We start from the raw sequence: 20,389 nt of genomic DNA, 5'->3' as shown, positions 1-20,389 counted from the left end.
TCTTTTGCCTACTTTTCTTTGCGGCCGGCAAAGAAAAGTAGGTGCCGCCCCGCACAGGGGCAACGCTAATAAACCAATAACAAAAGAAAGGTCAAAGAAGCCAGAACAAGAAAACGCCAACGCCGCAGGCGTACAACCGAAAGCGCCGCAAAGGCAAAACAAGAGAGAAAAGCCCACGCCGCAGGCGTAAAAAACCAAACCGCTGCGCGGGCAAAAAACCCTTACTTCCTCAACGAATCCAGATCAATCACAAACCGATACTTGACATCGCTCTTAAGCATCCGCTCGTATGCTTCATTAATCCCTTGCATAGGAATCACCTCAATATCAGAAGTAATCCCGTGCTCGCTGCAGAAATCCAGCATTTCCTGCGTCTCGGCGATTCCGCCGATCAACGACCCGGCCAGGCGGCGACGCTTGAAGATCAGATTGAACACCTGCGGCGACGGATGATCATGCTCAGGAGCCCCAACCAGCGTCATAGTCCCGTCGCGTCGAAGCAAATTCAAAAACGGATTCAAATCATGCGGCGCAGCCACAGTATTCAGAATGAAATCGAAGCTGTTCAGATGCGCTTCCATCTCCTCCGGATTCCGGGAAATGACAACTTCATGCGCGCCAAGCCGCCTGGCATCCTCGATCTTCGACGGCGACGTCGTGAACAACACCACGTGCGCGCCCATCGCTCGGGCCAGCTTCACGCCCATATGACCCAGGCCGCCGAGGCCAACGATCCCGACCTTCTTGCCGGGACCGGCACCCCAGGTCCGCAGCGGCGAATAAGTCGTAATGCCGGCGCACAGCAACGGCGCAACACCCGCCGGGTCGAGATTTTCCGGCACACGTAGCGTGAACGCTTCGTCCACCACCAATTGCGTCGAATAGCCGCCGTACGTGATCTGCTCGTCCACGCGGTCCACGCCGTTATACGTGGCGACAAAACCGTTCTCGCAATACTGTTCGAGACCTTCCTCACAACTCGCACAAGTGCGGCACGAATCGACAAGGCAACCTACGCCGACCAGATCGCCCGCCTTATATTTCGTCACGCCCGCACCCACCGCAGTCACGCGGCCGACGATCTCGTGACCCGGCACGACCGGATAAATCGTGTTCTTCCATTCGTTGCGCGCCTGGTGCAAATCGGAATGACACACGCCGCAAAACAGGACTTCCATCTGCACGTCATGCGCGCGCAGTTCGCGGCGCTGAAATTCGAACGGGGCGAGCGGCGCGGTGGCGTCGGTCGCTGCATAGGCATAAGTCGTGCTCATGGGTAGCTCCAGTAAAGAGGGTAATGGCACAAGGCGATGGCGATGGCGATGCATCGTCGCCGATGCGGCCAACCTTGTCACGGACCGGGATCACAGCGCCGGCAGTGGCGGACAAATTCTCCTAATCGGTGAATCGCCAACCGGCCCCGGCGCAGCGCGGAATAAGATGATCCGGCAGGGTTCCCATAGTAGGGACCGGGAGCGAGCCCGGGAATACCTGAATGTCTTGAAGATTTGCCTAAAACTCCTGGTGAGCAGCGCGGTAGGATGTTTGGTGCTAAATTTCAAGCACTACTCTCTCGTGCGTCACCATATCGTCATGTCCACACGTTTCGCTGAACCCGCATCCGCCAATCCCGATCAGCATCGGCTGGTCGCACTGTTCGATACGCTGGCGCCCGCCGAGGGCGTCACGCGCTCCAGCGTGGAAGGCGTCAATCTGCTACGCGCCAATCATCCGATGCCACGCAGGCCGGTGCTTTACGAGCCGAGTATCGTGATCGTCTGCCAGGGGCGCAAGCGCGGTTTCATCGGTGAGCAGGAGTTCCAGTACGACGCGCAGCAGTACCTCGTATTGTCGGTGCCGCTGCCGTTCGAATGCGAAACCGAAGCGAGTCCGGAAAAACCGTTCCTCGCGATCTCGGTGCGCGTCGATCTGACCATGGTGGCGGAGTTGCTGATGACGCTGAACGAAGCGCAAGGCGCCGCGCAGAACGAGCCGCTCGGCATTTATTCGACGCCGCTCGATCCGGCCTTGAGCAACGCCGTGCAGCGTCTGATGGAAGCGTTGGCCTCGCCGCTCGATGCGCGCATTCTGGCGCCGGGCGTGGTCCGCGAAATCTGTTACCGCGTGTTGACGGGGGAGCAGGGCGATGCGATTCGCGCGGCGCTGACGCATCAGAATCATTTCGGCCGCATCGCCAAGGCGCTGCGGCGCATTCATGCCGACTATCACGGCCAGCTCGATGTCGATACGCTAGCCGCTGAAGCGGGCATGAGCCTCGCCGTGTTTCATACGCAGTTCAAGTCCGTGACGTCCACTTCGCCGATGCAGTACGTGAAGACCACGCGCTTGCATCACGCGCGCTTGCTGATGGTGCAGGATGGTTTGAACGCGGGTGCGGCTGCGGCGCGTGTCGGTTACGAAAGCGCGTCGCAATTCAGCCGCGAGTTCAAGCGCCTGTTCGGCTTGAGCCCAGTCGATGAAGTCAAGCGCATGCGTACCGTGCACGAGGCGCCGCCGCGCGAGATCAAGCCGGTCGCGAAATACGTGACGGCTGTATAGACGCGCGTTCTCAGGAGGGTTCCGCTGACGGCGCTGCCGGTTCGTGGCAACACACGCAAAGCTTGTTGCCGTCCGGATCGCGAAAGTACGCGCCGTAATAGTGCGCATGATATTGCGGACGCAATCCCGGCGGTCCTTCGCAGGCGCCGCCGTGAGCGAGCGCGACGGCATGCGCGCGATCGACCGTCGCGCGGTCCGTCGCGAGCAGCGCCAGCATGTGACCGTTGCCCACTGCGGCCGCTTGGCCGTCGTAGGGCTTGCCGATCAGAAACAGCGGCCGCGGCCGATCCGCGACCATCCAGCCGGCCCAGCATGCGTCTTCGTCGCGGAACTTCAGCTTCAGACTCAGCGTGTCCATCAGCGCGCTATAAAAGCCGAAAGCGCGCTTGAAGTCGCTCACGCCGACAAATACGTGGGAAAACATGGCTGCCGCTCCTCGGTTGCGTGGGGGCCGCTTCAGACCTTCTTCAGATAAGCGGCCTTCAGCATGAAATTGCCTGCGTCCATCTTGCAGTCCACTTCATGATCGCCGCCGACAAGGCGAATGCTCTTTACCTTGGTGCCCATTTTCAGCGTGATCGACGAGCCTTTCACTTTCAGGTCCTTGATCAGCACCACGGCGTCGCCGTCGGCCAGTGCGTTGCCGTTGGCGTCCTTGACGACGCGTTCGTCGGCATCGTCAGCGGCGGCGGTGCTCGCCATCGGCCATTCGTGAGCGCAATCCGGGCAGACGTAGTTGTCGCCGTCCGGGTAGGTATTTTCCATTGCGCATTGGGGGCAGGCGGGGATTGCGGACATGATTTTCTTTCCAGACCGCGGCGTGCCGCGGATAACTTCGGGGGACGGCGAGTATACCGCACGTCCGTCCGGATTGGCCCGTTCAACGCGCCGCAGGCTGTTGCCGTGCGCTCAGTCACCCTGCGTGCCCGAACCCGGCTGATTCGCATAGTGCGTGCGCTTTTCCTCATACATCAGCAGATCGGCGCGCTGCACACCGGCCTCGAGCCGTTCGCCGCGCCGGCAGGTCGCCGCGCCCATCGAAAAGCTCAGCTGCGAGCCCGGATAAAACTGATTGTTCAGTTCGACCAATTGACGGATCGCATCGATCATCGCGATGCCGCCGCGTTCGTCGGTATCCGGCATCAGAATCGCAAATTCGTCGCCGCCGATGCGCGCGGCATGGAACGGCGTATCCATCGCCTTGGCAAGTACCTCGCCGGCGCGCCGTAGCAGCGCATCGCCGGCGGCGTGGCCGAGTTGATCGTTCACGCGTTTGAGCCCGTTCAGATCGGCCATGACGATCGTCACCGGCCACGGTCCCTTGCGTTCGAGCCGGTTCAGTTCGTCGACATAAAAGGAGCGGTTGCGCAGCTTGGTCAGCACGTCGTGTTTGCCGAGAAATTCCAGGTAGGCCTCGGCCTTTTTGCGCGCCGTGATGTCGGTGAGGGCCACCAGCACCAGGTCCCAGTCGCGTTCGTGACCGGGCAGCACCGAAAATTGCAGGTGCACGTGCACCTCGTTGCCTTCGAGCGAATAGTTGAGTACTTCGCGCTGCTGGAATAGCTTGCCGTCCCACAGATCGATCAATTGCTCGCGGAAATGCGGGCGCATGTCGTCGCGGAATACGTCGGGCAGGCGCGCCAGCAGCGTTTTTTTATCCTTCGCCGCGAACATCTCCAGCGTGTGCTGGTTCACGTCGAGCACGTGAATCTCCTGCATGCAGCGCTCGACAAACTCGGGATGCACGTCGGTAAACACGCGAAAATCGCTGATGCCGGCCGCGCGTGCTTCGTCGAGCAAACGCTTGACCGCGCTGAAATCCTCCACCCAGAGCGACACCGGCGAATGTTCGAACAGGCCGCGCACGTACTGTTCGGCAAGCGTCACGCGATGGCGCGCGCCTTCGAGTTCGGTGATGTCTTCGACAGACACGAGCACGCGGTCCCAGCGGTCCTCGTGACCAGGCAGCACGGCACCCTTGAGCAGCACGTCGAGCCGCCGTCCGCCAAGCGTGTAGTTGACCGTCTGGCTTGTGAACTGCGATTGCCCGGCCCACAACTGGCACAACTCTTCGAGGTGAGTTTTCAGCATGTCGTCGCGAAACACCGAGGCGAGATTGTCGTTGAGCGCCTCGAAGTCGGTGGCTTCGAATTGTGTGAGCGTCTTCTGATTGACTTTGATCACGCGAATGCTGTGTGCGCATTCGGCGACGCGGCGCGGGTCCTCGGCGAAATGCGCGCGCAGATCGGTGACGCCTTGCGCCCGCCAGGTGTCGAACAATGCGAGTACGCCGCTGAAGTCTTCGAGCCAGAGCGAGACGGGCGCGAGTTCGAACATCTCGGAGTCGTCCCCCAAGGGGACTTCCTGCGGGGCGTCGTTGGCGGGCTCTGAGCCGCGCGGGAGAGTATCCAGCATGAGGGTCCCGTGTTCGGAGTTCCGGCTATTTTAAGGCGGCTTGGGGGCAGGTAACAGAAAGGCGCGCCGCGAAGCGCATTTGCGCCGGTCCACACTGGAGAATAACGGCACGATCAGGGCGAACTTTAGGCGGCGGACCTTAGCACTGTTGAGGTGCGAGAAAGCGAGAAAGCGAGAAAGCGAGAAAGCGAGAAAGCGAGAAAGCGAGACCCAGAGGCGGACCACGTTCGCCCCCGATGCCGATCAGCGCGCCTGCGTGCGCCTTGTTAAACTCACGCCTGTTGTCCGTGCTGTCTAAACCTCCCGTCAAAAAACGCGTCCAGGTCATGAAGCCATCCCTGCTGGTTCTGATTCCTTTGAACGAAGCGAGCCGCGCCAGTGTCGAGGCCGCCTTCGACGTTATCTACGCTCCCGATTCCACCCAGCGCGCCGCCGCGATCGCCCAGCGCGGCGACATGGTCCGCGCCGTGCTCACCAATGGGACGACCGGTCTGACGGCGGCTGAAATCGATCAGATGCCGCAACTCGAATTTGTCAGCGCGCTTGGCGCCGGCTTCGAAAATCTCGCTATCGACCACGCCCGCTCGCGCGATATCGTGCTCGTCAATGGCGCCGGCACCAACGATCATTGCGTGGCCGATCACGCCTTCGCCTTGCTGCTGGCGGTGGTGCGCGACGTGCCGCAACTCGATCGGGCCACTCGCGACGGCATCTGGCGCGACGCGTTGCCGATGCATCCGAATGTCTCCGGCAAGCGGCTCGGCATCGTCGGGCTCGGCAACATCGGCGAGAAGGTCGCGCGGCGCGGCGCCGGTTTCGACATGGAAATCGGCTATCACAACCGCAAGCCGCGCAAAGGCGCGCCGCTGAACTATTTCGACAGCGTTGAGAGTCTCGCGCAGTGGTGCGATTTTCTGGTGGTGGCGACGCCCGGCGGCGCAGGTACGCATCATCTGATCGGCAAGACGGTGCTGCAGGCGCTTGGGGCCAACGGCTTCGTGGTCAACGTATCGCGCGGCAGCGTGGTGGACACGGCCGCATTGGCCGAGGCGCTGACCGTGGGGACGATTGCCGGCGCGGCGCTCGATGTCTACGAGGGCGAACCGCATCCGCCCGAGGCGTTGCTGGCACTGCGCAATGTGGTGTTGACGCCGCATGTGGGCGGTCGCTCGCCGGAGGCGATTACCGCCTCGGTGGACAATTTTCTGACCAACGCGAAACGGCATTTTGCGGGCGATTCGGTATTGACGCCGATCTGACGCCGCGCGCAGCGCTTCGCATACGCAGGTTTTTCATCACGAGGATCGACTCGCATGGCAACGCATACCGCCACTATCGAATGGCACAGCAACGGCAGCAAGTTCACCGACAACCGTTATAGCCGCGCGCATCAATGGCAGTTCGATGGCGGGGCGGTGGTGCCCGCGTCGAGTTCGCCGCATGTGGTGCGCGTGCCGTTTTCCGACCCGGCCGCCGTCGATCCCGAGGAGGCTTATGTTGCGGCGCTGTCGAGTTGTCACATGCTGTGGTTTTTGTCGATCGCGGCGGGCGAGGGCTATGTCGTCGCGGCGTATCGCGACGAAGCCGTCGGCACGCTGGCGAAGAACGACGCCGGCAAGGAAGTGATGACGCATGTCGTGCTTCGGCCGCAAATCGTGTTTGGCGGCGACAGACAGCCTACCGCTGCGCAACTCGAACATCTGCACCATGCCGCACACGAGTCGTGTTATCTGGCGAACTCGGTGAAGACGGTCGTCGAAATCGAGAGCGGTGGGACGCACCCGGCTGCTGCTGTCAGCTAACTGCCCAGGCGCGCGCCCACACGTACCCACGCCGGTACGTGCGCAGGTACCGGCGCACGTACCGACGCACGTACCCACCCCCGTACCCACGCACCTACCTGCGCGCTCATCCGCACGCGCCGATTTCGCCGCAGGCGGTGCAAAAATCGCAACCGTCCTTGCGAATCACGGCATTCGCACCGCACGAACCGCATTTGCGTCCGAGCATGGTGCGCAGCGCTGGCGAGCCGGCGGATTGCGTGGAGGCTCCTTCAGCCTCGCCTGGATGAGGACGTAGGCCGAAATCCGCCGCCAGCGCGATTTCGGCCTTCATCTGCCCGCGCGGCAGGCGTGCGAGCATCCGCGACGGCACCTGATTGCCTTCGGCGTCGAGGAACCCGCGCCGATGCAGGATCTGCTGGATCGCAAAAGCGAGCGCCGCGACTTCCGAATCGTGCCAACGCGGTGTGCGATGACCGTCGAGCCGTTGCACCTCGCCGAGCCGCACCTGCCCGCGATCCCACGAGACCTTGCGCATGTCCTGCAAGTTACGCGCGACAAAACCGCCACGCGCCGCGAGCGACAGCGAGCGCATCGTCGCGGTGATCCATTGCTGCGACTCGTCGCGCTGACCGGTCGGAATGAAGAACTCGATAGGGCGTTCGATCGTGACGTCTTCACCGCCGAGCCGCCCGGTTACTTCGATGAACGACACCGCCACGTACAGCGACTTTTTGCCGGCCTGCGTCAGATACTCGACTTTTTCGATGATCGCCGGCAACTCGCCCTTGGGCCGATGATCGATTGCGATGCGCAGCGGATCGAGATCCGTCTCGGCAAGCGTGTCGTCCGCTTGCTGCGGGCTCACGCTGAGCACCGCACCGAGCGTTTCGTTGGGCCGGTAAGTGGCGAGGCCCTTGAGTCCGCCTTTCCACGCGTCGAAATAAAGGCTTTCGAACGCTTCGAACGGATAGTCCGCCGGCACGTTCACGGTCTTCGAGATCGACGTATCCACGTAGGGCTGCACGGCTGCCATCATGTCGAGATGATCGTGCGCCGACATTTCGAGCGCACTGACAAAGTAGTCCGGCAACGCATTGACATCGCCGCCGAGTTCGCGATAGAGCCGGTACGCGTAGTCTTCGACGTCGAACGATTCGCGGCCACCGTCGGCCATCACCTTCATGCGCGTGTAGGTCCACGAGAAGGCCGGCTCGATGCCGTTCGACGCGTTGTCCGCGAACGCGAGACTGACCGTGCCGGTGGGCGCGATCGACAGCAGATGGCTGTTGCGGATGCCGTCGCGGCGGATGGCTTCCTGGATGTCGTCGGGCAAGCGCGACGCGAACGTGCCAGCTTCCAGATAGCGCTCGGCGTCGAATAGCGGAAACGCGCCGCGTTCGCGCGCCAGTTCCACCGACGCCTGATAGGCCTCGTCGCGCATCAGCCGCGCGATGCGCACCGCGAAATCGCGTCCTTCCTGCGAGTTGTAGCGCAGGCCGAGCATCACCAGCGTATCGCCGAGCCCGGTGAAGCCCACGCCGATGCGCCGCTTGGCGCGCGACTCGTCGTATTGCTGCGGCAGCGGCCACAGCGTGACGTCGAGCACGTTGTCGAGAAAGCGCACTTGCGTGCGCGTGAGCTGGGCGAGCCCGTCCCAATCGAAGGAAGGCTTGCGGCCTTTCATTTGCGCGAACGGATCGATCACGAAGCGCGTGAGATTCAACGGCCCCAGATTGCAGCAGCCGTATGCCGGCAGCGGCTGTTCGCCGCACGGATTGGTGGCGCGGATGGTTTCGAGCGCGCGTAGATTGTTGTCCTCGTTCATGCGCGACATGAATACGATGCCCGGCTCCGCGATATCGTAGGTGGAACGCATGATGCGATCCCAGATTTCGCGGGCGGGTTTTTCGCTGTAGACCCACAGGCCGTCGCCGCGTTGCCGCACGTCGCCGGCGGCCCGCAGCGCGGGTGACGGATCGGCGCGATGGACGAGTTGCCAGGGTTGATCTTCTTCGACTGCGCGCATGAATTCGTCGGTGACCGCGACCGACACATTGAAGTTGTTCCAGCGGCCTTTCGAATGTTTGGCTTCGATGAATTCGAGCAGGTCGGGGTGATTGCAGTCCAGCACCGCCATCTGGGCGCCGCGCCGCGAGCCGGCGCTTTCAACGGTGCGGCACGACGCATCGAACACGTCGATATAGCTGCACGGACCTGACGCCGACGAACTGGTGGTGTGAACGCGCGCGCCTTTGGGCCGGATCGCGGAGAAGTTATAACCGACGCCGCCGCCGCGGCGCATCGTTTCAGCGGCCTGCAGCAATGCGACATAGATGCCGGGAAGACCTTGTTCGTCGACACCTTGAATCGAGTCGCCGACCGGCTGCACGAAACAATTGATGAGGGTGGCGGCGATGCCGGTTCCCGCCGCGCTCATGATGCGGCCGGCGCCGAGCGCGCCGTGACGCAGATTGTCGACGAAGCGTGCTTCCACCGATTCGCGCAGCGCTTCCGGTTCGGCCTGAGCGACGCCGCGGGCAACGCGTTTGAACACGTCGTCAGCCGATTGTTCGTCGCCTTTCGCGTATTTCTCGAGCAGAACGTCGAGGGAGAATTGTTGCGGTGCAACCAGCTGTGCGGCGGGAGCCGCTGCCACGCGAGTTTCCGGGGTGTCTTCTGCCATGGTGTGGCCTCTAACGGCGCAGCGAAGCGGGCGGCGCGGTGGGTGGGAGAGCGGACTACTATAGCGTGACGCTTGGGACTGCCACAGTGACATGACGCAATGTGGCCCACATTAACGCAGGCGGCATGCGCGGCGCAAGGGCGCAATTGGATGGCGCAATTGGAGGAAGCTGCCTTGTGCTGTTTACCCTCCCGGCGGGTTTGTTTATGTGCCGGCGGTGTCGGGCTTTGCTCGGGTTTTTTGCCTTCGCGGCGCTGGTTGTTTGTATGCTTGCGGCGGTGGCATGCTTTTGTGCTTTTTCGGCGTTAGTCGTTCTTTTTTATATTGGTTTATTGGCGTTGCCCTTGTGCGGGCGGCATCAATTTTTCTTTGTGCCCCAAGAGGACTTCCTTTCGCTCTCAAGGCAAGGCTGGGAAAGGAAAGGCAACGCCGCAGGCGCGCAGACATAAAGCTCCGCGCGCAGAGAACCACCAGTAAAACAGATCAGAAAAACAGAAAAGAGAAAACGTCAGACCTCTTCAGCGAGAGCGCACAACACCTCGGCTGAAATCATTGCGGAAGCATTGGAAGGCGCCGGCCGCTCAGCCGGTTTAAAAACAGCGTCGCCGCGACGAATTTTCCGCCGCGACACAGCGCAGGTGCCGGAAGTATGCGCCGACCGCCGGCGCCACCGCTGCTCACCGTAGTGGCAGCGCCCCGGCTCGACCCAACGGATCACCAGCGTCGTGTCGGAGCGCTCGAGAATCTCGATGCGTGCGCCATTGGCACCGTCAAGGGGGATGGACTCTAGGGTCATCGTGGTCGGCTCCGTGTTGTGGTGTGCCGAATGTAGTCTCGTGCGCGTCGGATAGCCATTGTGCCGCGGTTGAAACACTGTTCTCCAATTAGCAACAATGAAACTTGACATTCGTACTTACCCGGAATCACGGGGCTTTACGGGCGTGATCGAGTCAGATTTTGCTATAGCGCGGATTTTTGCAACGCAGTGTTGTCCGCAACGCGACGAGAGGAGCCGTCTGTAGAGGGCGCCGGCGCTTCCTTTAAGATGTGGAAATTGTTGAGCGACCGTGCGATGCAAGTGTAGCGGGTTTGCATTTTTTCAGGTCGGCTCGCGCACCTATCGACAAGAGGTCACATGATTTCACGCCCCCCGGCGGCTTCGTCCGAATCGCCGACACCCGGCAGCCTGAAAAAGCAGAAAGCGGCTTCGCTCGTGTTGTACGTGGCACTGGTGCTGCTGGCATTGTGGGTCGTGCGGGACTTCATTGCGGTCGCGGCCTGGGCGAGCGTCATCGCGATCGCTCTGTGGCCGTTGTTGCGCAGGGTGGAGGGAAGCCGCTGGTTCACCGGCCGTACCACGCTGATCGCCGCGCTATTGACGCTGGCGATTGCCTTGCTGGTAGTGTTCCCGGTCGGCGTCGGCATCGCGCAAGCGTTACGCGAGGCCCGCGACCTGTCGGACTGGTTCAGAAGCGCGCAGGAAAACGGCATTGCGATGCCGGGCCTGATTGAGCGCTTGCCCATCGGCGCGCAACAGATTTCAACCTGGTGGCAGGCCAATCTCGCTCCGCCATTACGCGAATCGCCGGCGATGAACGGCCTGCACAGCACTACGGTGATGACGCTCGGCCGGCACTTCGGCGCGCGCGTGGCGCACGGCGTGATGGTGTTCGCGTTCATGCTGGTCACACTGTTCGTGATTTTTCAGGCGGGGCCGCGTCTGTCCGGCTCGATTCTCAAAGGCGTGCGGCGCGGCTTCGGCGACGACGGCGCGCGCCTCGTCGAGCGGATGGCTGCGGCGGTGCGCGGCACGGTGTCAGGGCTGGTCGTGGTTGGAGTCGGCGAGGGCGTGTTGCTCGGCATCGCTTATTTCGTCACGGGCTTGCCGCATGCCGCGTTGCTCGGACTCGTCACGGCGATCGCCGCGATGCTGCCGTTCTGCGCGCCGATCACGTTTGGCCTGGCGGCCTTGTGGCTGTTCGCGCAAGGCTCGGTGACCGCGGCCATCGGGCTTGCAGTATTCGGTTCTGTCGTGGTGTTCATCGCCGAGCATTTCGTGCGGCCGGTGCTGATCGGCAACTCGACGCGTTTGCCGTTCCTGCTGGTGCTGTTCGGCATTCTCGGCGGCGCGGAGACGTTCGGGCTGCTGGGTCTGTTCATCGGGCCCGCGCTCATGACCGTGCTGATGGTGCTGTGGAGCGATCTCGTGCAATAGTTGCACGCGAGCTGTTCCTGCATTCAGAAAAGAGACCTGACTCGCGAGGTCACTTACCCCGATCGTGTGAAGCCGGCTTCACGCAGCCGAGCGTGTATTTCAGCGCGGCCGGCAGCAACGCGCTCCATACGTCCCACGTGTGGCCGCCGTCGATGATGCGCAGCGCCGCCGGATTGCCCGCCAGCCGAAGATGCGTATAGAGCGACGACGCGTCGGCCTGGATCGCGAGGTCGTCGTCGCCGGCGGCGATGAACATGGGCAGGCGGTACGGCCGGTTCATATAGCGTTCCCATTGCGCCGGATAGTTGAGCGCATGCCAGACCCGCGGATCGAATTGCCGGTCTCCGAATACGCCGACACGGCGTGCAGCCGAAGCAGGCGGCGGCTCGTTCACATAGATCGCGGGGCTCAACAGCAGCGCGCCGCAAAAGCGCTCGGGTTGCGTCATCGCATAGCGCAGCGCCCCGAAGCCGCCCATCGACACCCCGCCGATCATCCGTCCGCCGCGCTGCGTCGCGACTGCATAGTGGGCTTCGATCTCGGGCAGCAGATCGTCGAAGAAAGCCGTCTCCATCTTCTCCTTGCGATCGACGTACCAATCCGTGCCGCCTTGCGGCATCACGATCGCGACCGGCGGCATCTCCTTGCGTTCGATCAGCGTGTCGGCGGTGGCTTGCAGATGACCTCGCATGAGCCAGTCGCCGGCGTTGCCGTTATTGCCGTGCAGGAGATACAGCACCGGAATGCGGGCGGTGTCGTGGCGGTAGCCGGTCGGCAGATAGATCGTGTAGGCCCAGTCGCGATCGAGCGCGTCGGAATGGAAGGTCCGGCTGACGACCGTGCTGGCGCTAGCCGGCGCGCCGACGGCAGCGCTCAGCACAAGCAGCGTAGTGGGTAGGAATAGACGCATGTCAGGGTAGGAGACGAGCGCGCAGGACGCGCGCGGCCATCATGCTATCAGCATCGGAAGCGGGCGCCGGCAACGCGGCGAAGGATCGCGGGCGCGAGCGGCGTAGTCCTCAGGGCGAGGTGCCGAGGCGCAGGGTAGCGAGCCGGTTTAAAAGCCGGGTGCAGAAGCGCGTGAGCGGCTCGGACGCTTTTGCGACAGCGAACAACGCGCCGACCGCGAACGCGTCTGCGACGAGGCCGAGCGGATAGTTCAGATAGCCGTCGGTGGCTGCATACAGCACTGAATCGACGACCAGCGAAATCACCGAGCCGGCGATAAAACACAGCAACCCCTTGCGGCCGATCATGCCGACCCACGGCAACCATTGAGCGAGCTTCTTCGCCCAGCCAAGCTCGATCAGGTTCGCGACCAGCCACGCAATCGCGAGGAAATTCACCGCGCGCAGATATGAGAGGTTTTGCTTGAGGCTTCCGTCGAGCGGTTCGCGTTCAATGAAGAGCTTGTAGTAAGCCGCGGCGGCCACCACCGCGAGCGCCAGCAGGCTGACGAGCCAGCCCAGACGGTGCGCGCTGATCCGCTGATAGACCGGCTGGCAACGCGCCAGCACGCCGAGCACGAACAGGAGCTGCCAGGCGAACGGATTGAAGTCCCAATGCATGTCCGGTGCGGCCGGCAAATAGGCGTCGATTGCCGGGACGCCGGCCCACAGCGCGACGCTGCCCGCCAGCAACAGCCACGGCTTGCTGCGCGCGAGCGGCAGAATCATCGGCACCAGCAGGGCGAAGAATGCGTACATCGGCAGCACCGAAGCGAGATACGGCTGACGGCGAAACAGCAGGATGTCGCGCAAGGCGTCCACGGGCGCGTCGATCAGATCGTCGAGATCGGTGGTGGCGAGATTGGGTCCGTCGATGCTGAACGCGGTGAGCACCGCGCTGACCAGCAGCATCAAGCCGGCCGTGACAAGGAACGCGCGATAGATCTCCAGCGAGCGCCGCAGGAAGCGGCTGCGCGCGATCGCCTCGGTACGTCGTTCGGCCAGCGCGGCATAGGCGGTCGCGGTAGCGAAGCCGCCGAGGAACACGAACACCTCGGCGGCATCGCATAACGCGTACGCATGCGGCGTGACACGCGACAGAATGCTGCCGCCAATGTGGTCGACGACGATGATCAGTAGAACTAGCCCGCGAAAAAAATCGAGCTCGATGAAACGGGATTGCGACTTTTGCATTGTGTGGCGCCAGGTCATGCAACAGGCAGCCTCATGCGACGGCGCGCTAGTCCAGCGCGGCGGGCGTCTCACAAGGCTTTTGAATTGGATTGGGTGCTACGGCGGACGGCCGCCCGGCGGATACGCGATCCGCGGGGCGGCCATCCGCATCGCCGCTTTCGGGCCGGCACACGTGGTCCGGCTGCAGGGGCAGTAAAAATGACTCGTTTGAATGCGGGGAGTTCCGCTGCAGCGCCGCAAAAACTTTCGATTATATTTCTTTGTGTGACAAGGCTGCTTGCAGCCATGCGGCGCCGGCCTATGTCCCGCGTCGGAGGGCGGGCTTAACTCCGGTCGGCGCGGCGCCGTCTACCTGAATATGCGTCGCTGCAACAGTCGTCCAGGCGTGCTCGTGGAGATTTCGCAACGTTTTGAGATAAGGCAGCGACACCCGATGGACGGCGAGCTATCGGCGTGTGAGGATTTCCTGAAAGTAGGTCGGGGTTGATCAAGGCGTTGTCAGAGCGTCATAAGAAAGTGGTGGTCGGGTCGAGTCCCGTTGCTCGAGTGCAGGGAGATCTTCATGAACAAGCAAGTGTTCGCGCTGGCTGTCTCCGCCGCTGTGTCCGCCACATTTGCCGTGCCCGGGTTCGCGCAGACCAGCGTGACCTTGTACGGTGTCCTCGATGAAGGCATCAACTACACCAACAATGTCGGCCGCGGCCATGTCTATGAACTGGCGAGCGGCTATGCGCAAGGCAGCCGTTGGGGCCTGAGAGGCGCGGAGGAGTTGGGCGGCGGCCTGAAAGCGATCTTCCAGCTGGAAAACGGTTTCGACGTCAATTCCGGCAGGCTCGGCCAGGGCGGCCGGATGTTCGGCCGCCAGGCCTTTGTCGGCCTGAGCGCGGAGCGGTACGGCGGATTGACGTTCGGCCGTCAGTACGACTCGGTGGTCGACTATCTGGCGCAGACCACGGCCAATGGCAACTGGGCCGGCGCGCTGTTCTCGCATCCCTACGATAACGACAACACCGACAACACGTTTCGCCTCGACAACACGGTCAAGTACACCAGCCCGCAGATTTCCGGCTTCCAGTTCGGCGGCACCTACAGCTTCAGCAACGATACGAACTTCGCGAATAATCGCGCGTACAGTTTCGGCGGCCAGTACGCCTACGGCGGCCTGCTGGTGGCCGCCGCGTATCTGCAGGCCAACAACCCCGGCAACGGCGCAAACGGCGCAATCACCGCGAACGACGCCAGCTTTATCGCCGCCCGCATGCGTGTGTTCGGCGGCGGCATCACCTACACCTTCGGCCCGGCCACTGCGGGCTTTTCGTACAGCAACTCGAACTACCTGGATCCGACCGGCAACGGCTACCTCGGCGTGACCCCGCTGGTGCCGCCCGGCGTGTTGCTGAACTCGCTCAAATACCAGAACTTCGAGTTGAACGGCAAGTATCAGATCTCGCCGATGCTGTTCGTCGGCGCCCAGTATGTGTACACGATGGAAACCTACGACGCGTCGAGCGGCGGCGTGAAGCCGAGAATCCACTCGTTCGGCCTGATGGCGGATTACAACTTGTCCAAGCGCACCGACCTGTACATTCAGGGCGAGTATCAGCAGGTTACCGGCGACCCGACGTATTCGATACTCGACGAGGCATTTACGCCCGGCACCCAGGGGCCTTCATCGACGTCGAGGCAGGTCGTGGTGCGGGCGGCGATACGGCATAAGTTCTAGCGGCGGGCTCTTGGCGCGTTCATCGGCCGGGTTCATCGGCCGCGCTCTGGTGGGTGTCCGAGAAGCGCACCGACACCAGACCTTCATTGCCTTCGAACACCCAGACCGCGCCTTCATGACGCAGCGGTTTGCCGAGTCCGGACGCCCATTTCGGGAACGCCTCGGGTGGCGACGCGAATGCGTAGACGTCGCGCCAATCGCGGGCAATGCGAGTGTTGATGATTTTCGATTCCACGGGCCGTGTCATATCGTCTCCTGCGTTGTCTCCTGCGTTGTCTGCTGTGAGTGCGCGCGATGAACTCGCATGCGATGGGCCGCTCAAATGGTATCGCGCCGAAGGCAGCTTTTGCAGGTGCATGTCACCGCGCGTGTAATGGCGTGTGCAACGGCGCCACGTTTCGCCGCAGAAAACCTGATTCCCTTCCTGGAGACTTCATGAGCAATCGCGCGACGCAGATCCTTCCTCATCATCGTTACGTTCATTCGCTGGGCGCGCCGCTGGCTTGCGTGCAAGGCACGATCACCAAGGTGTTCGCCAGTCCGGACAACCACCACGGCGCGAATCACCAGCACTTCGTCATCAAGATCGACAAGGTCGTGAAGTTCGAAGGCGGTACGCAGAATCTGGTGGGCACCGAAGTATTCGTCGCCGTGCGTTTCGGCGACAGCGAGGGGCTGGCACAGGAGATTCCGGGCTTGCAGGCCGGCCAGCCTATCGAGGCGCAAGGCGAATACATTCCGGACGCCAGCGCCTATCCGACCGCCGACAACGAGAATCCCGTGCTGCCGGTGCTGCACTTCACACATCATCCGGTCGGCTATGTGCTTTATCAGGGGCAGTACTATAGCTAGCCTCGTAGCTAGCCTCGCCGCTAGCCCCTCTGGCTGAATTCCGCTCAATCGGCGCACGCCGCCGTCCTCGCGCTGTTCGTCCGCTCGTGCCTTCGCCTGCGGCCGGCGATTCAAGTTTTGGCGGCGCTTTGCCGTTAAAGAAAACGTTATCGTCCGGTCGTCGAGGCGGAGCCGTTGCCGGCTCTTTCGACGGCGCCTCGCGGCGCCGCGTGCCACGCCGCAAGAGAGCGGCCCGCCGCAATACCGTGCGTAAGGTTTGTATCAGAGTGTTTGGCGCGGCGCGTTTTTTGCAAAATGCATTTTACAATTCCGCTTGGATTTTAATCGGCAATCTGGCCCTTTTCGTGGAAGATCGCCGGTTTTAGGGCACCCCGCAGGGGTAACAGGATTTGAATAAACGGTAGGGCCTGGGTGGGCGCCGCACGAGGCGGCCTCGCCGTGTCGCAGGGATCGCAGCGCGTCGTACGAACGCGCGCATCGCTCGCGGCACGCCGGCACCCCGGCTCGCCAATGAATAAGGCAGGAGTCGAACATGTTGGGAAAGCGTTTCGACAGAACACTGATGGCCAGTTTGGCCGGCGTATGGGTTGCGCTGGCGGTCAGCGGTTGTGCGAATGTGGAGCAGCAGGGCGCGCAGACGGAAACGGCATCCAGTGCAGCGGCTGCGTCCGGCGCGGCAGCTTCGGGTGCACCCGTGGCTTCGGCGACGCCAGCGTCCGATGCGGGTGCCGCGGCGCAGGCAAAGGCCAATTATGACGCGGCGCTCAAGAAGGCGTCGCAGCTGATGTATCGCGTCAAGCGCGGCGACACGTTGGCGCGCATCGCGCAGAGTAACAATTGCAGTGTCAGACAGTTGCAGGCATGGAACGGCCTGAAGCCGTCCTCGCGGCTGAAGAGGGGGCAGGTGCTGCACCTTGCAGCGCCGGAAACCGTGCGGGCGGCCAACGCGGCGGCGACTGCTGCCAAGGCTGCGGCTGCGTCCGCGCCGGCTGTGCCGCTTGCGGCTCAATCGTCATCGGCCCCGGCGTCGGCGGCCGCCGCTCAGCCGGCCGCGCCTGGCGCGGCCGATGCGCGCGAAGTCGCGCAGCAGACCCAGCGGCACGCGAAAGGCGTCTCGCTGGCATGGCCGGCGGGCGGCAAGGTCGTCGAGAGCTTCCAGCCTGGCGAAACGCGCGGCATCGAGATCGGCGGCAAGGCGGGCGATCCGGTGCGGGCTGCGGCCGACGGCAAGGTGATGTATGCCGGCACGGGTCTGAACGGTTACGGCAGTCTGATCATAGTCCAGCACAACAAGGACTTTCTGACCGCCTACTCGCATAACCGCAAGCTGCTGGTCAAGACCGGCGACATCGTGGTGCAGGGGCAGCAGATCGCCGAGATGGGCGACGAAAAGAACTCGCGCGTTTCCGTGGGCTTCGAGTTGCGCCGCGACGGCAAGCCGATCGATCCGATGCCCTATTTGCCTCAAGGGCGCGGCTAAGCCTGGGTATTTAATCCAACCAGCGCAGCGCCGCCGCGACAATCGCTTCGGGCGCATCTTCCTGCATCAGATGACCGGCTTTCGGCACCGCCTGAAAACGCGCCTCCGGTATCGCGCCGGCTAGTTGGCGGCCGCGCTCCAGCGGAATCCATTGGTCCTCTTCGCCCCACAGGATTTGCGTCGGACAGCGCACCTGCGGATAGCGCGCTTCGACTTCGTCGGTGTAGCGCTGGTCCATTTGCGCGATCTGCCGGTAAAACGCGGCTTGTCCGGTTTCGCCGAGCCACGGCGTCACGTAAGGCGCGAGTTCTTCGTCCGGAATATCGCGTGCGATGGCGCCACACACATACGCTTTCACCACCGCTTCGTGGATATAAGGCGGCAGTCTGGCGAACGCGTCGCCGTGCTTGCGCACGTGCCGAACGAACGGCGAACCCCACGGCGCGACGGCGACCGGATCGATCAGCGTAAGGCTGCGATAGTCGCAGCCGTCGATCAGATGCGCGCGCAACGAAGTCGCGCCGCCGAAGTCATGGGCAATGACGTCCGGGCTCTTCAGTTGCCAATGCGCGAGCAATTCCGCCAGCAGAACATTCTGCACGCCGAGCGATACGTCCTGACCGTCGCACTGTTGCGATTGGCCGTAGCCGAGCAGGTCGTAGTAATAGACAGTGCGAATCTGCGCGAGATGCGGGGCGATGCGATGCCACACGTACGAAGAAAACGGTGTGCCATGAATCAGCACCAGCGGCGGACCGTTGCCGGTTACATGAAAGCGCACGGTTTGAGCACGGAACGTATAGCTTTCGGTGAGCGGCCAGTTTTTCATAGCAGAGAGTATCGCGAAAAAGTCCGCTTACCTTAACAGGCCCATGCAACGTGTGTCGATCGGCTTGCGTCGTCGCGCATTCGCTGCATGCCTCCCGCAAAACCTCACCTTTAATTTATTCAGCAAAGCCAGGGATTGTCATGCATCGCGCTGGCCGATCGACTTGCGGGCAGCGTCGGTACAGCGAACTATTACGAATCGGGCACAAATTGCCTTGAAATAAGGTGTTGTTGCGTCGGCCGGTGCCGGAAAGCCTGGTAATCACGCGGGGCAGGCCGATTCCGCGCTGCAGTGGACGACGCTTGACAGGCCAGAACGCGCGTTCTGCAATGGTGAGGGAATTCGGGAGCCGAAGGCGTCTTCGGCCCATCTCGACGAAGCGGATGAGTAGCGCAGCCGGCTACTTCGTTTCAGTGCCGCGCAGCAGTTGCGAAACCTCGCCGTGGTGATGCAGGATCGCCGGATCGGCCTGCAACAGCGGCAGATAGCGCGGCAGAAAAGCATTGTTGGGCTGATTAGGAGAAAAGAGCCCCGTGACCGCTTCGACCGCGGCGAGCCGGTCGGCCGAGTCGGCCTCTTTATCGTCGAGAATCTCGTCGACGTTTGCGATGACGGTGGATAGCGGCGTGAGCCAGCGAAACGCCGAACCGTTGATGAGCACTTGCAGGAATGCCGCGGGCGTTACCGGACCGAATTCCTTTTCATACGAGGCGCGTTCGTGATCGAGAATCGCCTTATGCAGCGTCAATAGCGGTCGGCGAATCTCCGAGAGGAATTGAATGTTTTGCTGGTCGTTCATCGTGCTGCTCCTTTCGCGTTTCCGTCGCGCTTCTGTCAGACAGTCAGACCGGATCAAACCGGCTGATCGGGTCAAGCCATACCCATGCTAACAAAATCGCTCAACAATGAATCAGGAACAATTCAGCAATCGCCTGCGCTGCGTGGGCGCGAGCCGTTGAGCCGACGGTAACGCATTGATTTGAACCCCGTTTCAGCTTCGGCTCGCGATGAGGCAGGGCGCTTGTCCGCGCACCAGCATGTGCAGCCTCGCGGCGAACTTCTTTCGCGGCGGCTACAATTTCCTCGTCTCGCACGGCGCCATCGCGCTGCGCAGATCTTCCGCTTCAATCGCACGCCAGCCCCATCGCGTATTAGTACGGCTTGTCGAATAAATACGGCACGTCTTTGCGTTTTGGTTCAACGTCCCCGTCTAAACAGCCTGATAAACAATAAATCCCACTCGGAGCCGCCCATGACAACGCTTAACATCAACGGCCAGACCCATACCGTCGACGCACCGCCCGACATGCCCTTGCTGTGGGTCTTGCGCGACATCGTTGGCTTGACCGGCACCAAGTTCGGTTGCGGCATCGCCCAATGCGGCGCGTGCACCGTGCATCTCGACGGCGTCGCGGTGCGCTCGTGCGTGCTGCCGGCGTCCGCGGTCGGCGACAGGAAGATCACCACTATCGAAGCGGTCGGCAACACGCCGGCCGGGCAGAAGGTCCAGCAGGCATGGCGTCAACTGGATGTCGTGCAATGCGGATACTGTCAGTCGGGGCAGGTGATGTCGGCGGCATCGCTGCTGGCAAGCAACCCGAATCCCACCGACGCGGACATCGACGCCGCCATGGCCGGCAACATCTGCCGCTGTGGGACCTACAACCGCATCCGCGCGGCGATCAAGCAAGCCGCGAAGGGGGCCTGA

General features: G+C 62.3%; 20 protein-coding genes. 9 read left to right on the top strand and 11 right to left on the bottom strand.

Going from position 1 to position 20,389, the window contains the following annotated elements:
- Window positions 1-221: 221 nt before the first annotated feature.
- Window positions 222-1,274: an NAD(P)-dependent alcohol dehydrogenase gene (locus AC3WLT_RS24880; RefSeq protein WP_492594338.1), complete on the bottom strand. Its 1,053-nt coding sequence runs from the start codon at window positions 1,272-1,274 to the stop codon at window positions 222-224.
- A gap of 319 nt (window positions 1,275-1,593) precedes the next feature.
- On the opposite strand from AC3WLT_RS24880, the gene AC3WLT_RS24875 reads away from it, so the two are divergent.
- A complete protein-coding gene (locus AC3WLT_RS24875; RefSeq protein ID WP_492594337.1) occupies window positions 1,594-2,559 on the top strand; it encodes an AraC family transcriptional regulator in 966 nt (321 codons plus the stop codon).
- A 10-nt stretch (window positions 2,560-2,569) separates the two neighbouring features.
- On the opposite strand, the gene AC3WLT_RS24870 is transcribed toward AC3WLT_RS24875, so the two are convergent.
- The 3 genes from AC3WLT_RS24870 to AC3WLT_RS24860 form a co-directional block, all read right to left on the bottom strand.
- Window positions 2,570-2,983, bottom strand: coding sequence for a VOC family protein (locus AC3WLT_RS24870; RefSeq protein ID WP_492594336.1), 414 nt, complete (start codon window positions 2,981-2,983; stop codon window positions 2,570-2,572).
- 32 nt (window positions 2,984-3,015) lie between these two features.
- A complete protein-coding gene (locus tag AC3WLT_RS24865) occupies window positions 3,016-3,357 on the bottom strand; it encodes a zinc ribbon domain-containing protein YjdM (protein ID WP_492594335.1) in 342 nt (113 codons plus the stop codon).
- Between the two features lie 111 nt (window positions 3,358-3,468).
- Complete coding sequence (locus tag AC3WLT_RS24860; RefSeq protein ID WP_492594334.1) at window positions 3,469-4,974, bottom strand: sensor domain-containing diguanylate cyclase; 1,506 nt, start codon at window positions 4,972-4,974, stop codon at window positions 3,469-3,471.
- A gap of 326 nt (window positions 4,975-5,300) precedes the next feature.
- On the opposite strand from AC3WLT_RS24860, the gene AC3WLT_RS24855 reads away from it, so the two are divergent.
- The gene (locus tag AC3WLT_RS24855; RefSeq protein WP_492594333.1) at window positions 5,301-6,233 is read left to right on the top strand and encodes a 2-hydroxyacid dehydrogenase; all 933 of its coding nucleotides are present in this window, start codon (window positions 5,301-5,303) and stop codon (window positions 6,231-6,233) included.
- Between the two features lie 54 nt (window positions 6,234-6,287).
- Window positions 6,288-6,776: an OsmC family protein gene (locus AC3WLT_RS24850; protein ID WP_492594332.1), complete on the top strand. Its 489-nt coding sequence runs from the start codon at window positions 6,288-6,290 to the stop codon at window positions 6,774-6,776.
- Between the two features lie 106 nt (window positions 6,777-6,882).
- On the opposite strand, the gene AC3WLT_RS24845 is transcribed toward AC3WLT_RS24850, so the two are convergent.
- On the bottom strand, window positions 6,883-9,441 hold the full coding sequence (locus tag AC3WLT_RS24845) for an adenosylcobalamin-dependent ribonucleoside-diphosphate reductase (protein WP_492594331.1): 2,559 nt from the start codon (window positions 9,439-9,441) through the stop codon (window positions 6,883-6,885).
- Window positions 9,442-9,542: 101 nt separating this feature from the next.
- Between AC3WLT_RS24845 and AC3WLT_RS24840 the strand changes: the two genes are divergently transcribed.
- On the top strand, window positions 9,543-9,890 hold the full coding sequence (locus AC3WLT_RS24840) for a hypothetical protein (RefSeq protein WP_492594330.1): 348 nt from the start codon (window positions 9,543-9,545) through the stop codon (window positions 9,888-9,890).
- Between the two features lie 59 nt (window positions 9,891-9,949).
- Here AC3WLT_RS24840 and AC3WLT_RS24835 read toward each other — a convergent pair whose 3' ends face one another.
- Window positions 9,950-10,237 carry a DUF3331 domain-containing protein gene (locus tag AC3WLT_RS24835; protein ID WP_492594329.1) on the bottom strand — a complete coding sequence of 96 codons (288 nt, stop codon included), beginning with the start codon at window positions 10,235-10,237 and terminating at the stop codon, window positions 9,950-9,952.
- A 339-nt stretch (window positions 10,238-10,576) separates the two neighbouring features.
- On the opposite strand from AC3WLT_RS24835, the gene AC3WLT_RS24830 reads away from it, so the two are divergent.
- On the top strand, window positions 10,577-11,656 hold the full coding sequence (locus AC3WLT_RS24830) for an AI-2E family transporter (RefSeq protein WP_492594328.1): 1,080 nt from the start codon (window positions 10,577-10,579) through the stop codon (window positions 11,654-11,656).
- Window positions 11,657-11,705: 49 nt separating this feature from the next.
- Here AC3WLT_RS24830 and AC3WLT_RS24825 read toward each other — a convergent pair whose 3' ends face one another.
- The gene (locus tag AC3WLT_RS24825; RefSeq protein WP_492594327.1) at window positions 11,706-12,566 is read right to left on the bottom strand and encodes an alpha/beta hydrolase; all 861 of its coding nucleotides are present in this window, start codon (window positions 12,564-12,566) and stop codon (window positions 11,706-11,708) included.
- 109 nt (window positions 12,567-12,675) lie between these two features.
- On the bottom strand, window positions 12,676-13,797 hold the full coding sequence (locus tag AC3WLT_RS24820; RefSeq protein ID WP_492594326.1) for an OpgC domain-containing protein: 1,122 nt from the start codon (window positions 13,795-13,797) through the stop codon (window positions 12,676-12,678).
- Between the two features lie 562 nt (window positions 13,798-14,359).
- Here AC3WLT_RS24820 and AC3WLT_RS24815 point away from each other — a divergent pair.
- Entirely contained in the window at window positions 14,360-15,520 is a 1,161-nt protein-coding gene (locus tag AC3WLT_RS24815) for a porin (RefSeq protein WP_492594325.1), read from the top strand.
- A 19-nt stretch (window positions 15,521-15,539) separates the two neighbouring features.
- Here AC3WLT_RS24815 and AC3WLT_RS24810 read toward each other — a convergent pair whose 3' ends face one another.
- The gene (locus AC3WLT_RS24810) at window positions 15,540-15,767 is read right to left on the bottom strand and encodes a hypothetical protein (protein WP_492594324.1); all 228 of its coding nucleotides are present in this window, start codon (window positions 15,765-15,767) and stop codon (window positions 15,540-15,542) included.
- Window positions 15,768-15,955: 188 nt separating this feature from the next.
- Between AC3WLT_RS24810 and AC3WLT_RS24805 the strand changes: the two genes are divergently transcribed.
- Both AC3WLT_RS24805 and AC3WLT_RS24800 read left to right on the top strand, forming a co-directional pair.
- Window positions 15,956-16,372: a hypothetical protein gene (locus AC3WLT_RS24805; protein ID WP_492594323.1), complete on the top strand. Its 417-nt coding sequence runs from the start codon at window positions 15,956-15,958 to the stop codon at window positions 16,370-16,372.
- Between the two features lie 532 nt (window positions 16,373-16,904).
- A complete protein-coding gene (locus AC3WLT_RS24800; RefSeq protein ID WP_492594322.1) occupies window positions 16,905-17,852 on the top strand; it encodes a peptidoglycan DD-metalloendopeptidase family protein in 948 nt (315 codons plus the stop codon).
- A gap of 10 nt (window positions 17,853-17,862) precedes the next feature.
- Here the strand turns inward: AC3WLT_RS24800 and AC3WLT_RS24795 are convergent, their stop codons facing one another.
- Together AC3WLT_RS24795 and AC3WLT_RS24790 are read right to left on the bottom strand one after the other, a co-directional pair.
- Window positions 17,863-18,681, bottom strand: a complete 819-nt coding sequence (locus AC3WLT_RS24795) for an alpha/beta fold hydrolase (RefSeq protein WP_492594321.1) — start codon at window positions 18,679-18,681, stop codon at window positions 17,863-17,865.
- 400 nt (window positions 18,682-19,081) lie between these two features.
- Window positions 19,082-19,480: a hypothetical protein gene (locus AC3WLT_RS24790; RefSeq protein ID WP_492594320.1), complete on the bottom strand. Its 399-nt coding sequence runs from the start codon at window positions 19,478-19,480 to the stop codon at window positions 19,082-19,084.
- Window positions 19,481-19,933: 453 nt separating this feature from the next.
- Here AC3WLT_RS24790 and AC3WLT_RS24785 point away from each other — a divergent pair, with 453 nt between their 5' ends.
- Window positions 19,934-20,389: a (2Fe-2S)-binding protein gene (locus tag AC3WLT_RS24785; protein ID WP_492594319.1), complete on the top strand. Its 456-nt coding sequence runs from the start codon at window positions 19,934-19,936 to the stop codon at window positions 20,387-20,389.

The sequence above is a fragment of the Paraburkholderia sp. FW306-2-2C-D06C genome (genome assembly GCF_058781505.1).
This window is presented reverse-complemented; position numbering and strand designations above follow the sequence as displayed.

What these genes read in the sequence shown, in the direction of transcription:
- AC3WLT_RS24815 (WP_492594325.1), top strand. Translation starts at nt 14,360, where the DNA reads ATGAACAAGCAAGTGTTCGCGCTGGCTGTCTCCGCCGCTGTGTCCGCC.
- AC3WLT_RS24865 (WP_492594335.1), bottom strand. Translation starts at nt 3,357, where the DNA reads ATGTCCGCAATCCCCGCCTGCCCCCAATGCGCAATGGAAAATACCTAC.
- AC3WLT_RS24825 (WP_492594327.1), bottom strand. Translation starts at nt 12,566, where the DNA reads ATGCGTCTATTCCTACCCACTACGCTGCTTGTGCTGAGCGCTGCCGTC.
- AC3WLT_RS24860 (WP_492594334.1), bottom strand. Translation starts at nt 4,974, where the DNA reads ATGCTGGATACTCTCCCGCGCGGCTCAGAGCCCGCCAACGACGCCCCG.
- AC3WLT_RS24835 (WP_492594329.1), bottom strand. Translation starts at nt 10,237, where the DNA reads ATGACCCTAGAGTCCATCCCCCTTGACGGTGCCAATGGCGCACGCATC.
- AC3WLT_RS24785 (WP_492594319.1), top strand. Translation starts at nt 19,934, where the DNA reads ATGACAACGCTTAACATCAACGGCCAGACCCATACCGTCGACGCACCG.
- AC3WLT_RS24875 (WP_492594337.1), top strand. Translation starts at nt 1,594, where the DNA reads ATGTCCACACGTTTCGCTGAACCCGCATCCGCCAATCCCGATCAGCAT.
- AC3WLT_RS24805 (WP_492594323.1), top strand. Translation starts at nt 15,956, where the DNA reads ATGAGCAATCGCGCGACGCAGATCCTTCCTCATCATCGTTACGTTCAT.
- AC3WLT_RS24790 (WP_492594320.1), bottom strand. Translation starts at nt 19,480, where the DNA reads ATGAACGACCAGCAAAACATTCAATTCCTCTCGGAGATTCGCCGACCG.
- AC3WLT_RS24845 (WP_492594331.1), bottom strand. Translation starts at nt 9,441, where the DNA reads ATGGCAGAAGACACCCCGGAAACTCGCGTGGCAGCGGCTCCCGCCGCA.
- AC3WLT_RS24880 (WP_492594338.1), bottom strand. Translation starts at nt 1,274, where the DNA reads ATGAGCACGACTTATGCCTATGCAGCGACCGACGCCACCGCGCCGCTC.
- AC3WLT_RS24850 (WP_492594332.1), top strand. Translation starts at nt 6,288, where the DNA reads ATGGCAACGCATACCGCCACTATCGAATGGCACAGCAACGGCAGCAAG.
- AC3WLT_RS24855 (WP_492594333.1), top strand. Translation starts at nt 5,301, where the DNA reads ATGAAGCCATCCCTGCTGGTTCTGATTCCTTTGAACGAAGCGAGCCGC.
- AC3WLT_RS24795 (WP_492594321.1), bottom strand. Translation starts at nt 18,681, where the DNA reads ATGAAAAACTGGCCGCTCACCGAAAGCTATACGTTCCGTGCTCAAACC.
- AC3WLT_RS24870 (WP_492594336.1), bottom strand. Translation starts at nt 2,983, where the DNA reads ATGTTTTCCCACGTATTTGTCGGCGTGAGCGACTTCAAGCGCGCTTTC.
- AC3WLT_RS24820 (WP_492594326.1), bottom strand. Translation starts at nt 13,797, where the DNA reads ATGCAAAAGTCGCAATCCCGTTTCATCGAGCTCGATTTTTTTCGCGGG.
- AC3WLT_RS24830 (WP_492594328.1), top strand. Translation starts at nt 10,577, where the DNA reads ATGATTTCACGCCCCCCGGCGGCTTCGTCCGAATCGCCGACACCCGGC.
- AC3WLT_RS24800 (WP_492594322.1), top strand. Translation starts at nt 16,905, where the DNA reads ATGTTGGGAAAGCGTTTCGACAGAACACTGATGGCCAGTTTGGCCGGC.
- AC3WLT_RS24810 (WP_492594324.1), bottom strand. Translation starts at nt 15,767, where the DNA reads ATGACACGGCCCGTGGAATCGAAAATCATCAACACTCGCATTGCCCGC.